The following is a 13,026-nucleotide window of genomic DNA, read 5'->3' as shown; positions in this document are numbered from 1 at the left end:
GCATTACTCCTTTGGAAGTGGGCCAGACATGCCTGAGTGACGTGAGTCGCCCAAGACAGAAATCATCAACATTACCGCACCAACCACCGTGACATACACGCCTACATCAAATAAGGCAGCCGAAGCGAGGTGCATTTCACCAATAATCGGAGGATTGACATAAATATGTGCGCTGGTGAGGAATGGACGTCCCCAGAACCATGCGGCAAGTCCTGTCAGACCTGCAATACTTAAACCCACGCCAATCCAGATTTCGTATAAACGTCCAGATTTAGCTTTGAGCATTTGTTCGGTGTGGTCTTGACCAAGCGCAATGTATTGGATGATCAACGCCATTGCGGTAATTAAGCCCGCAATAAAGCCACCGCCTGGTAAGTTATGACCGCGCAAGAAAATATACAGGCTGACCACAAGGGCGATAGGTAAAATCCATGAGGCGGTAATCCGCAGCATCAACGGTGAAGGATTAAAGCGATAGGTTAAACCTTGGGTCATGATAGTGCCGTGCGCACGCATACCATCCATTAAACACAGCGTACCAATCGCAGCAATGCCCAAGACGGTAATTTCACCAAAGGTATCGAAACCACGGAAGTCCACCAAAATGACGTTGACCACGTTGGTTCCGCCACCGAGTGGAATGGATTGCTGATTAAAGAACCATGAAATTGAATTGTGGTCGCGAGTCATAACCAGCCACGCAATCCAGCCGATACCAATGCCGCCACCAATCGCAATGAAGGCATCTCGCCAACGACGTGAACGGCTAGATTCATACGGGGTCAATTGTGGGAGCAGCGATAGACTCATCAGCAATAAAACAGTGGTGACGACATCAACCGTGATTTGAGTTTGTGCCAAGTCGGGAGCAGACAGTCCGACAAACATCATGGTGACGACCAAGCCAACTGCACCGCTGATTAAGACAGCTTTGATGCGCTCATGGTGGAACCACAGCATCATCCAGCAGGCAGAGAACAGCAATAACCATAAAACAATGGCAATCATAGGCGCATGTGTGAGTTCACGTGTGCCAGTTGTTAATCCCTGATTGAATAATGGTAGCGCGACCATGAATACCGTAAAAGCAATGATCCACACCAAATAGCTTTGCAGTGAACCATTTTCGGTTTTACGTTTGATTTTGCGTGAAACTTGTAGCAAATGTTTTAAGAATAATTCAAACAGCAGTTTGCCTTGGAATTGCCCCAAGTGTGGGTCGAGGTCAATTTCACGGATTTTTCCACCTTTGGCGAGCGAGAAATAGAAGATGATCCCGCCTAGCAGAGCAATCGCACTCATTAATAGGGGTACATTAAAACCATGCCAAATGGCTAAATGTGCACCTTCAAAGTTGAGCAGTTGGGTGCTGGCACGTGTGGTGCTATTGACTATGTGTTCGACCAATAATGCAGGCAAGATACCGACTAAAATACATAAGATCGCCAAGAGTGTTGCTGGTGCACGCATCCCAAAAGGCGGCTCATGTGCATCTTTATTCGGTACATCTTTACCAATTGGGCCATCAAAGAACACGCCATGTACTAGGCGAATAGAATAGGCGACCGCAAAAATACCCGCTAGTGTGGCAACCAACGCAGAGATGAGCATGACAGGGCCTGACAAATTGGCCAGTAGTTCGGTAAAGAACATTTCTTTGGACAAGAAGCCATTGGTCAGTGGTACACCTGCCATTGAAGCTGCGGTGATCATGGTTAAGGTGGCGGTAAACGGTAGCAATTGCCACAAACCACTGAGTTTGCGTAAATCGCGGGTACCTGATTCGTGGTCAATAATTCCCGCAATCATAAACAGCGCAGCTTTAAAGGTGGCATGGTTAATGATGTGGAAGATTGCTGCTGCCACTGCCAGTGGTGAACCAATGCCGAGCAAACACATGATTAGCCCTAAATGGCTGATGGTGGAGTATGCCAATAAACCTTTTAAGTCTTCTTTGAAAATGGCAAAGAAGGCGGCCATACATAGGGTAAACAAGCCAATAAAAGTGACCAAATTATGATACAGCGCTGCCCCAGCAAAAATTGGCAATAGGCGTGCAATTAAGAAAATCCCTGCTTTGACCATTGTGGCTGAATGCAGATAGGCCGATACGGGTGTCGGTGCAGCCATGGCATTCGGAAGCCAGAAATGGAATGGGAATTGCGCACTTTTGGTAAATGCACCCAATAAAATCAGTAATAATGTCGGTACAAATAAATGATGCTGCTGAATTTGCTCAGTCATCATTAAAATTTGATCAATTTGGTAAGTGCCTGTGATTTGTGCTAACAGCACGAAACCACCGAGCATGGCCAGCCCACCCATGCCAGTAATGGTGAGTGCCATGCGTGAGCCGCGTTGTGCAGCTTCATAATTGCTCCAGTAACCCACCAGCAAGAATGAGGAAATACTGGTCAGTTCCCAAAACGTCAGCAGTAAAATTAGGTTATTGGACAGGGAGATGCCCAGCATGGCAGCCATAAACAGCATGAGCAGCACATACAGCTTACTGAGTGAATTTTGAGGGCTTAAATAATAATACGCATAGATGAAAATGAGCGTACCGATGCCCGTAATTAGCAAAGAAAATAACAGACCTAGAGCGTCTAGACGAAAGCTTAAATCAATCCCTAACTGAGGGAGCCAAGACCATGTTTGAATGATCGTTGCGCCATTAAAGACCGCTTTTGCTTGAGTCAGTAGCAGAATAAGGCTGCTGAGACTGACTCCAATTGCCCCTAAAGCCGTTACCCCGCGCGAAAACTGTTTCAGCCACGAGACAAGGGTTGTGCCTAGTACTAACGGTAACAATATAATAATCGGTAGCACACTCATATCCATTGTCGTGAATAGGTTTGAAACCTAAGGATGAATCTTATCTTTCAAGGATTACAGGACAGCAACATGCCATCCAAAAGACTCAATCTTGAAAGCCAATTGGTCGTGCCAGTGGACACGTTGTCTATTGTTTTGACCAGCATATTGGTTGCAGCATGGGTCAGAAACAGCCTATGCAAAAATCAATTTTGCCTTGCCGCATGACCTTAGACAGCAAAATATGCTCATCTTTCGCTGTATGAAGCAGCAAACTGGGTTGTGCTTGGTTTTGGCTAATGCTGTGCTTAAAAATCTGTTAGATGCATCCGTTCAATAAGAAAATAGTCAGGCTATTTTCTTATTTGATGTCACACCTGCTGCATTTTAGTTTACAGCACTCACCGTGTATGAAAAGGTCGATAGACACGATTCAAAATATAAAAAAGTTGTATTGCGCAACTTAAAAAACTACAGCAAAATCGGATTTTACTATAAAAGTTTAAAATTAATCTGATTTTATTACATGAATAAAACAACATCAATTTTTTCTGCATACAGCGAAGTCATTATATACCCGATGGTACAGACCCGAAGCATCTTGCCCTGAATTTTATTGAAATATTCTGCTTAACCTTAAATTTTGTACAAAATAAATGGTCATGCTCTGCATCAAGCTGGAGTTTTAGCTTAGATTGAGTCAGGTAGCTGATCAGTTGTTGCTTGGCTATCTTCATTTTGCAAACGACGTAGCAGTTCCTGTTTTTGCTCTGGACTGCAATGGTTTTGAATCTGCTGCCAAATTTCACTGGTTATTTGTGCTTCAGTTTTTATTTCTTGTAGCGAGTTATCTTCTGAAACGCTGGTTTCCAGTAAATCTGCATAAATTTGTGCAAACTGTGGCTGTAGGCTTTGCCAATGAATAGTGTTTAATTGTTTGTGTTCCAGTTTTAGGCACTGAAAGCGTTCAGCCTGTTCTAAAAGTTCGCTACGGTTACCTGTGGCAATAATTTGCAAGCGTGGGAAAGCTTGATGCAAACGCATCAAAATTTGTGCAGCATGTGATTGATCCAGTTGATGGTCAATCTGATCAATCAATAAAATGCCGTCACCTTCTGTACACGGATAAAGGCTGTTCGGATTGAGTAGACATAAACGCCGTACAATATCCCCAACTAATGCAATCCAGTTGCGCTGACTGTTCGATAGTTGTTGATACAATAATTCTTTGCCCTGACAACGCACCATGAGTTGTAGCTTTGGCAAATATTGCAGATAAATATCTTCAATTTCAGGCAGTACAATTTGTAAGGCATCTTTGAGTGCTTGCAAACTGGGCGCATGCATTTGTGAGTAAGCATGTAATAGTGACTGATTTAGTGCCTGTGGCAACTCACTTTGCTGTTGCTGATACAACTTGTGTAGCAATTGCGCACTTTGGGCATTTTCAATATCAGAAATTTCCCGTAACCACTCAAAAAAACGGCTAAAGGTGGTGAAAGGAATCGCTGCAATTTCGTAGGCATGCCCAGGCTGTAAAATCAGTGGGTTATTTTTATTGAGTAAATTGACTTCATTTACAAAGCGTTCCGCAGGGTAGTAGGCAATCAGCGGTAAACCTTGCATTGGGTCATGTCGAATAGCATGCTGATAGAGCTGCACCATTTTTTCCAGTTTAGCGGTTTCTACTTTGCTCACCCCAACAGCATTGCTGTTCAGGGTTTTATAGAGTTGCCAGTCACAGTGTTGAGTATTTTCAATTTGTGTGTTGCTTGATTCTGCTAGGCTGCCAATTTCTGCTGGAATCTCCACACACACATCAATTTTTGCTTGTAAGCGCGTTTGCATAATATCTTGATCTTGCATGACCAAACCCGCAGTGCGTAAATCTTTATAACGTGCAGCAAACCAAGTCAGTGCCTGATAACTAAAGCGTAATAGCGAAGTCTTCCCCGCACTTTGGTCTCCTAAAATAAGGGTGATGGGAAGATCGTGATAATTCAGTTCAAGTTTTAAGTCAGCAAAATGGGTGATGTGTCTGAAATGAACCGATGTAATTTTCATAGCGCACCTGCTGCAGTTACCCCACCGCTTTGCGTAACGATGTCGGCATTTTTATTTTCAGTTGTTGTACCAAATCGTAAATATGATGAATATTTAAACTTACTTTAGCACGTGTGCAGGCCACGTACAGTAATCTTAACTCTTCATCACTAATTTTATGTTCTTTGTCATTCAGCTTAAACTGGTAGTCATCTTCAATATGTACCCGATTCCATTCCAGACCTTTGGCTTTATGTGCTGTCGAAATAATATAGTCAGCTTGGTCAATCGGGGTAATTTTAGCCAGTGCCCGTTTGAGTGGGTCGGTTCCGTGATCATCCACTAGTTTTACCAAGGGTTTGATGTCACTGCCATCGTTGGTTTCGCAATATTCATGGACATCATGCCATGAGTTAAACCAAGCCAGTTCAGGCACATCAGTCACACGTTTGCCTTGTTTTAGCATTGCAGCAGCATCAACAAAACGGTTTAAACGCACATGGTCAGCCTGTAAACTGACTTTATCGCCATGCACCAAACCTGCCAGTAACAATTCCATAGCACGGGCATTGGTGCGGCATAAAATTGCATCACGCATTTTGGTGTGTGGCTTGTTCACTACTTTTGAGTGTAGTTGCGGATTACCAAGCAAAGGCACGGTTTCATTCAGTCCGCCTAAAATGGCATTGGCCGTCAGCGCAATTTCTTCACCAAAACGGAAAGATGTGGTCAGGCGTGATTCAGGCAAGGGCAGTTGTTGCATGGCATTGACTGCACCACGCCATGCGTAAATTTGCTGGTGTGCATCGCCCACATAAATTACCTGCGTATTGCGTTGCTTGAGTAAAATACCCAACATGAGCGGGTCAGCATCTTGCGCTTCATCAAACAGCACATAATCGGCAGGAATGTTCGGTTCAGACAAAGCCCAAAGTTTGAGGTAAATATCGTGCCCAATACCAGCCTGATGATTGGGGTCAATCGACTCCAGCCAACGCCGCTCTACCGCAGGGTAAAGATGTTTTTGTAAAGTGTCGATGTCGTCTGGGTGCAACCAACTAGGTGCTTGTAAATGCCGTGGGGCAGGGTATTGTGAACTGGTCGAGCAGAAATAACTGACTGCATTTGCGACCAAGCTTGCTAATCGACTTGGCATCAGCACATATTTTTCATAACGTCCGCCCATCATCCGTCTAAGGGTAATTGGCTCTAAACGGTACTCTTTTGCAATAAAGCTAGGGCTTAAGCGTGGCAGACGTAATTTGTCGGTGACTCCACGTGGAACGCTGCGGTAAGCAAGCGAGTGGAAAGTGCGACAATCGACCTGACGATGAAATTTACTTTGTGCTTCTGCGGCAATGGCTTTGTTAAATGCCAAGTACATGCCACGCCGTTCTGGCATGGCATCACTGATCATTTGTAAGGTCGTGGTTTTACCTGTACCTGCATAGGCAATCACTTTAAAAGATTTGCCCAGACGTGCATTATCTATAGCAGTGGCTTGCTCATAGGTCGGGCGAGGCTTGGTGATTACAGACACAGATCAGGGTTGGCTTTTCGCGTTAATGGCTACGGTTGGCTTTTTCAACCAAGCCTGATAAACCTTGACGACGAGCCAATTCATTCAGTACCACTTGCGGTTCAATATCGAAATAACCCAACATGACAATGCTGTGGAACCATAAATCGGCCACTTCATAAATCAGGTCATTTTTGTTGTTGGCATTGGCTTCGGTGTTGAAATCTTTGGCGGCAATAATTGCTTCCACGGTTTCTTCACCGACTTTTTCCAAAATTTTATTCAAGCCTTTATGGTATAGCTTGGCTACATAAGATGAGTCAGGATTAGCGGTTTTGCGCTCGCTCATCATTTGCCCTAAATAAGCCAAAACTTCAACCTGTTCAGCTTGTGCCTTTGATTGGCTCATGGCTAAGGTGTGAGCATTGGCGGCTTGTTCACCATAAATTTGATTCGGGTCTTTCAGCTGTGCATCTACAATTTCCCAACCATTGGCGGTGAGTTTGCGATAGAAACAAGATTCACGCCCTGTGTGGCAAGCAATTCCACCATGTTGTTCAATTTGCAGGATAATCACATCGGCATCGCAGTCCAGACGAATCTCGTGCACAGTTTGAAAGTGTCCAGATTCTTCACCCTTGTGCCACAATTTATTGCGTGAACGTGAAAAATACACCGCCTGATTTTTTTCGGCAGTCAGTGCCAAGGCTTCACGGTTCATCCACGCCACCATCAACACACGTCCTGTTTGATGATGCTGTGCAATGGCAGGCACTAATCCTTGTTCGTTAAATTTTACTTCATCGAGCCATTGCAAGTTATTCATGAGTTGTTCACCAAAATTAATTTAAATTGTATGGACGCTATTTTCTGAGCGCACGATTTTGCATCGTCCCTATAGTCTACGTGATTCAAGACAATTTACCTAAATTATCTTGCCAGATTTGTACTGTCAAAGCGTTTGCATAAATTGAGGGAAGTTTTGTTTTTCCACCATTTCCAGAAATTCATCGCCCAAACGCTGACTTTCTGCCACCGATTGTTTCCATAAGCGAATGCGCTGTGCCTGATCTAAACCTTTTAAGGTGAAGTCTTTACGATCGGGCAAACGGCCTAAAGGCAAGCTGCTTAAATATTCTGCCGAAGGTGATAGCAAGAGTGTCCGGGCCTGATTTTCAGGATTGGCTTTACGATGCTTCAACATTTTATCAAACCAGCCAGGGGTAATGCTGTCGGTAAAGTGTGGGTACAGCACAATGCCCTGACTTTGGTAAGGTAAATCTAGATGGTAGTCAATTAAGCCACCATCCCGATAACTGCCCACGGGCGCATCAGGAATGTCACGAATAGCAGACATCACCCCGGGAATAGACGCTGAGGCGAGCAGCCACGGTGCGACATTCTGCTCATTCAGGGCTTGGTAATGGGTGACAAAATCATCCTCTACCATAAACTGCTGACCTTGCGCAGGTTGGCTGATGACGCGTTGCATAAATAAGCGGTTATGTTTGCGCGCAATGGCATTGCTACCAATAATTCCAGCCACAGATGCTAGCAAAGGCAAGGCTTGGTCACTTTGGAAAATATGTTGAGCTTTGACGGAAATGACCGTGAGGTGATAGTCAGGATGCTGAATCAGTTGTTGTTGCTGTCCCTGAATCAGTTCAAACAGCATATTTTGACAAATCTCAGCGACTTCTTGGCGCGACATTTTTTTATGAAAATACAAGTTGGTATATAAATCGGACAGGCGTTCAGTGCCTTGTTTTGCGCCCCACGCCAAAATACTGGCAAAGCGCCAACTGCCAATTGAAGAACCGACCACAGTACGACGCTTTGGGGCTTGGGCAAAAAACTCGCCAAAAATAGCTTGGTCTAAGCCTTGAATGCCAATACCTTTGGGGCCGCCTGCTGCACCTGGAATAATATCGACGTGTTGGGCATGTAAGCCTTCTTGTTCAATCAGTTGGCGTGCCAGATGTCCTGCGCGAATACTGAGTGCAGGGGCACGTTTATGCAAAAGCTGAGTCATGCTTGATCTATAACGCTACAAATGTGCATTAATTGTAGGCGTGGTGATTTTTGCAACAATGGCGAGAGGCATCATTTGGTGACTGATGAGTCATGCGGTAGTTTTTAGGATGAGTTAGAGAAAATCAGCGTGATAAAAAAGCCTGCTTTAAAACAGGCTTTCTAATTTTTTTATCGTCTAATCAGTTTGTTATCAAGCAATGTGGCTTTATTTAGCTATACGCCAAATCGCCAAGAAACTTGCCAACGCGATTAAAACAATAGAGACATACCACGGTGCAATAATCGCAATGGAGAGGAAAATGGCCATAATGCTGCCAAAAATCCAGCTGCGTTTTTGCTGATGTTCCATTTGTAGACGCATGCTTTGTAATTCATGCAATTGTTTGGAATGCCAAGCCGATTGGTTTTTTAAACCATTTAAACTGTCAATCATTAAACTTGGTAAGTCTTGCGCACCCAGTAACAGGTCGGGAATTTGCTGCCCAATTTCTTTGACATTTTTGACTGGATTCATATTGGCTTTAATCCAATCCGTTAAAATTGGTTTTGCCAGTTTCCAGATATCCAGTTCTGGATATAAGTCTGTGCCCAAGCCTTCAACATGCACCAATGTTTTCAGGAGTAGCATCAATTGCGGTGGAATTTCCAAATGGAAACGACGTGCAATATCCATGACCTGAATCAGAATGCCTGCAAAGTCCAATTCGTGCATCGGTTTAGACACCATTGGCCCGACAGTACGGCGCATTTCACGGGCGAGAGCATCTTGATCTGTGCCCGGTGGAATCCAGCCAGCTTGGTGTACCACTTGAATCAGCTGCATAAAGTTGCTGTTCATCACCGCCAGCAACATACGTGCTACGGTCATTTGGTCATGCTTGGACAGCTCGCCCATAATCGCACAATCTAGCGCAATAAAACGCGGATTATTCGGATTGATGGTTTCCACGAAGACGTTGCCAGGGTGCATATCGGCATGGAAAAAGTTGTCACGGAACACTTGGGTAAAGAAAATTGTGAGGCCTTTTTCTGCCAAATCGGCACGATTCATCCCCAAACGATCAAAGGTTGCCGTGTCGGAAATTGGCACACCTGTAATGCGCTCTGCCACCATCACATCTTTACTGTCCATATAGACTTCAGGCACGTACATCATGCTTGAGCCTGTAAAGTAGTGACGCATGCGGCGGGTGTTATCCGCTTCTAAGGTCAAATCCAGTTCGTTGAGAATAATTTGACGATAGTCCTGAATAATTTCAGATAAATGTAGAGCGCGTGCCGCTTCCAGACGTTTTTCCAGTGCTGCACCGAGCCATTCCAGAATTTCAAAATCTTGTAGAATTTGCTGGCGAATATCGGGACGGGTGACTTTAACGACGACTTCACGACCATCATGCAAGGCAGCGGTATGGACTTGCGCAATGGAGGCTGCTGCTAAAGGTTGCTCATCAAAACGGGCAAACAGGGTGTTGATGTCTGCCTTGAGCGATTGCTGAATTCGCATTTGTGCCACGTCAGAACCGAATGGTTTGACACGGTCTTGTAGCAACACCAATTGCTGTAAAACTTCAGGCGGAATCAGGTCACGACGCGTAGACAGCAATTGCCCAAGTTTAATTGCCAATGGTCCCATTTCTTCTAAAGCTTCTTTGAGCTTCAGCGGGTTTTTACGTTCTTTACTTGACCAAGCCGCAGGGTGCATGCGAATAAAACTGAGCGCATGACGTGCCTTTTCTGGTAGTTCTTCCGCAGGAAACAACGTGTCGAGTCTATAGTGCGCGGCAATGCGCCAAAGTTCGAGTAAACGTGAAACGTGCGGAATCATAAAGACTTATTCCCTAGGGTTGAGTGGAGTTTAAGGTGTCAGAAGCGGTATCTGGCTGTGCATCAAGCTGCGCTTGTAGCTGTTGAATTTTGGCTTCGGCGCGGTCTAAATTTTGTTGAAAAATGCGCGTATCTTGTTGTAAGTCATCCATTTGCCAGCGTGGGGCAAATAAACCACTGTCTTCTTTTAGGGCATCTTCAGCAAAGAACAAATGGCTGTGTAGACTGCGTTTTAAATGCTTGGGTGCAAGCTGAATTTTGCCAACTTCATGAGCCAAAGCAGGACCAATCCAAGGGCTTAAATGTGCGGCCAAGTCTAGTTCAGCCTGCTGCATAATGCGCTGAATATCTTGTAAAAGATGATAGTCACCTTGTAGGGGAATATTGCCCACTTCATCGGATAGCAACAGTTTAAGCAATTGCACCACATTTTTAACATGCAAAGTGGCCGTTGCGGGGCTGATATTTTGCGCTTGATCAAACCTTGCGAAGCTAGAGCGCTTCTCATGCTCAAAAATAGAAGGCTGCTCGCTGTGACCTGTTGCAGTAGGTTCTAAACGAACTTTGTTGTCATCAAAAAAGACATCTACAGAAAGCTGTGGCGAATCGAGCACCACACGCAACATTTTGCCGTGTAGTTGGTTGAGCTGGATGCGAGTAATCGCATCCAAATCAATAACATGATGAATCAGTTTCTCAACTGCACCAAGGGCGAGAATTGACCACATTGCGGTACGCCTTAGAGTTTAAAACCACGGTGAACGGCAACAATACCACCAGTCAGGTTGTGGTAATCACAGTTTTGGAAGCCTGCCTGTTCCATCATGCCTTTTAAAGTGCGTTGATCTGGGTGCATACGAATAGATTCAGCCAAGTATTTGTAGCTTTCTGAGTCGTTTGCGACAATTTTACCCATCAATGGCAATGCTGTGAATGAATATAAATCGTAGAGTTTTGAGAACGGTTCAAATACTGGTTTTGAAAATTCTAAAATCAATAAACGACCACCCGGCTTGAGTACGCGGTACATCGCTGCCAAAGCTGCATCTTTATCGGTCACGTTACGTAAACCAAATGAAATAGTCAGTAAGTCAAAGCTGTTGTCTTCAAATGGTTCTAAAGTTTCGGCATTGGCCAGTACGAAATCGACATTGGTACAGCCTGCATCAATGAGACGGTCACGCCCAACATTCAGCATAGATTCGTTAATATCTGACAGTACCACATGACCTGTAGGGCCAACTTCACGGCTAAACACTTTAGCTAAGTCACCTGTGCCACCCGCAATATCCAGTACACGCTGACCACGACGTACACCTGACATATTAATCGCAAAGCGTTTCCATAAGCGGTGAATACCAAATGACATTAAGTCGTTCATAATGTCGTATTTGCTTGCAACCGAGTGGAAGACTTCTGCGACTTTCTGGGCTTTATCTTCACTGCTGACGGTTTGGTAGCCGAAGTGTGTGGTTGCACCGACATTGCCTGTGTTGGCACCGCGCGGCAAATTATATTTTGGCACTGAACCCGTAACAGGTGTATCCGTTAATTTTTGTTCTAAAGATTGTTGCTGACCTTGTGGAGCGCCTTGCGGTAGAGGTTCGGTTAAGAATGGACTCACTTTGTCTGTTGGTTGTGCCGACTCGGGAGTAGCGGTAGGCGTTTGATTTTCATTCGACATTGGAGTCACTCCTCAGGATAAAAAGGCTTAAGGCTGCAGTGTATGCATGATGACAGATTCTAAGCACTTGTACAGTAATCATCATGCAATTGTTATGAATAATATACAGAAAAAACCAAAGATAGCGTAAGTGTGCTGAATAAGTGTTGGTTATTTCACACATTGGGATTATGAAAATGGATGTAAATCACCTGCATGTACTTTGGCAATAATTTCCCGTTCTGTGGTAGTAAATTGCTTCACAAATTTCTCTGCAGACTTTAATGGTTTCATGGCTAAAAAGCCATCTTGCATAAACTCATACATAATTTGAAAACTGTATTTTTGCGCCGCGCCTTTACACATTTTAAAAGCGGTATAGACCACAAAAGAGCGCATATATTTATCTAGGTTTTTACCCAGTTCATCCAACATATTTAATTGTTTTAAGCGTGCTTCGCCCTGATCGAGCTTTAAATAAGTCAGACGCATCATCTCATCATTTAAAGGCATATTTTCAGGATAGTCCTGTAGCAATTGTATCGCGACTTGTTCATCTAACTGCACTGCTAAAATCGCCAGACTTACCCCAGAAGTCCCTGTTTTTATTGCATTTTCAGGGATGATTTTTTCAGCTTTGTGTGCATATTTCAGTAGGCGAGCAATTTGACCTGCCAAAGCGTCAAAATCTGGACCGCCATATAAGCGGTTTAAAAAATATTCAGCCATCAAGACATTGTGCTTTTCGGCAAACTGTGTGGCATGGGTGCGTTGCATACGCTGTTTTTGCCATGCTTGAACATCTTGTAAGCGTTGAAAAAGCATAGGATTTTTATGATATTTAAATTGATAATACAGTTCTAACAGCTCATCTAAAGCAGCAAGTTTAGACATAGGGTGTCTCATTATTGAGTTGAATGGGCAAATCTTAATGTGAGTTTGATCTCGTCGCTATGACAAATTACACAGAATTCCAAACGGCAAAGGTCAGTGTGTGAGATTAATCTACAAAAATACGCGAAAAGTTGTTAAAAAATGGGTCGATATTCGTATACTGATCAAAGTCTGTCGCTCATTCTAATATCGTAAATATAGACGAATGATCAGCAGAGCTTAAATAACACAATAA

General features: G+C 44.1%; 9 protein-coding genes. All 9 read right to left on the bottom strand.

Features of this window, described 5'->3' with window-relative positions:
• Window positions 1-3: 3 nt before the first annotated feature.
• Entirely contained in the window at window positions 4-2,841 is a 2,838-nt protein-coding gene (locus tag FTT78_RS04525) for a monovalent cation/H+ antiporter subunit A (RefSeq protein ID WP_180043892.1), read from the bottom strand.
• 663 nt (window positions 2,842-3,504) lie between these two features.
• Window positions 3,505-4,878 carry an AAA family ATPase gene (locus FTT78_RS04520; protein ID WP_168417571.1) on the bottom strand — a complete coding sequence of 458 codons (1,374 nt, stop codon included), beginning with the start codon at window positions 4,876-4,878 and terminating at the stop codon, window positions 3,505-3,507.
• Between the two features lie 16 nt (window positions 4,879-4,894).
• A complete protein-coding gene (locus tag FTT78_RS04515; protein ID WP_180043894.1) occupies window positions 4,895-6,397 on the bottom strand; it encodes a UvrD-helicase domain-containing protein in 1,503 nt (500 codons plus the stop codon).
• 22 nt (window positions 6,398-6,419) lie between these two features.
• Window positions 6,420-7,202, bottom strand: coding sequence for a bifunctional phosphoribosyl-AMP cyclohydrolase/phosphoribosyl-ATP diphosphatase HisIE (gene hisIE, locus FTT78_RS04510; protein ID WP_004975893.1), 783 nt, complete (start codon window positions 7,200-7,202; stop codon window positions 6,420-6,422).
• Window positions 7,203-7,328: 126 nt separating this feature from the next.
• Complete coding sequence (locus FTT78_RS04505) at window positions 7,329-8,408, bottom strand: patatin-like phospholipase family protein (protein WP_131261096.1); 1,080 nt, start codon at window positions 8,406-8,408, stop codon at window positions 7,329-7,331.
• A 207-nt stretch (window positions 8,409-8,615) separates the two neighbouring features.
• On the bottom strand, window positions 8,616-10,235 hold the full coding sequence (locus tag FTT78_RS04500) for an AarF/ABC1/UbiB kinase family protein (protein WP_096901336.1): 1,620 nt from the start codon (window positions 10,233-10,235) through the stop codon (window positions 8,616-8,618).
• 13 nt (window positions 10,236-10,248) lie between these two features.
• Window positions 10,249-10,962 carry an SCP2 domain-containing protein gene (locus tag FTT78_RS04495; protein WP_178318348.1) on the bottom strand — a complete coding sequence of 238 codons (714 nt, stop codon included), beginning with the start codon at window positions 10,960-10,962 and terminating at the stop codon, window positions 10,249-10,251.
• A gap of 11 nt (window positions 10,963-10,973) precedes the next feature.
• Complete coding sequence (gene ubiE, locus FTT78_RS04490) at window positions 10,974-11,918, bottom strand: bifunctional demethylmenaquinone methyltransferase/2-methoxy-6-polyprenyl-1,4-benzoquinol methylase UbiE (protein WP_004975907.1); 945 nt, start codon at window positions 11,916-11,918, stop codon at window positions 10,974-10,976.
• A 168-nt stretch (window positions 11,919-12,086) separates the two neighbouring features.
• Window positions 12,087-12,791, bottom strand: a complete 705-nt coding sequence (locus FTT78_RS04485; RefSeq protein WP_004975910.1) for a hypothetical protein — start codon at window positions 12,789-12,791, stop codon at window positions 12,087-12,089.
• Window positions 12,792-13,026 lie beyond the last annotated feature (235 nt).

Source organism: Acinetobacter sp. YH01011 (assembly GCF_013420785.1).
GTDB lineage: Bacteria > Pseudomonadota > Gammaproteobacteria > Pseudomonadales > Moraxellaceae > Acinetobacter > Acinetobacter towneri.
Note: the sequence above shows the minus strand (reverse complement) of the source record. Positions and strands in the feature narration are given on the sequence as shown.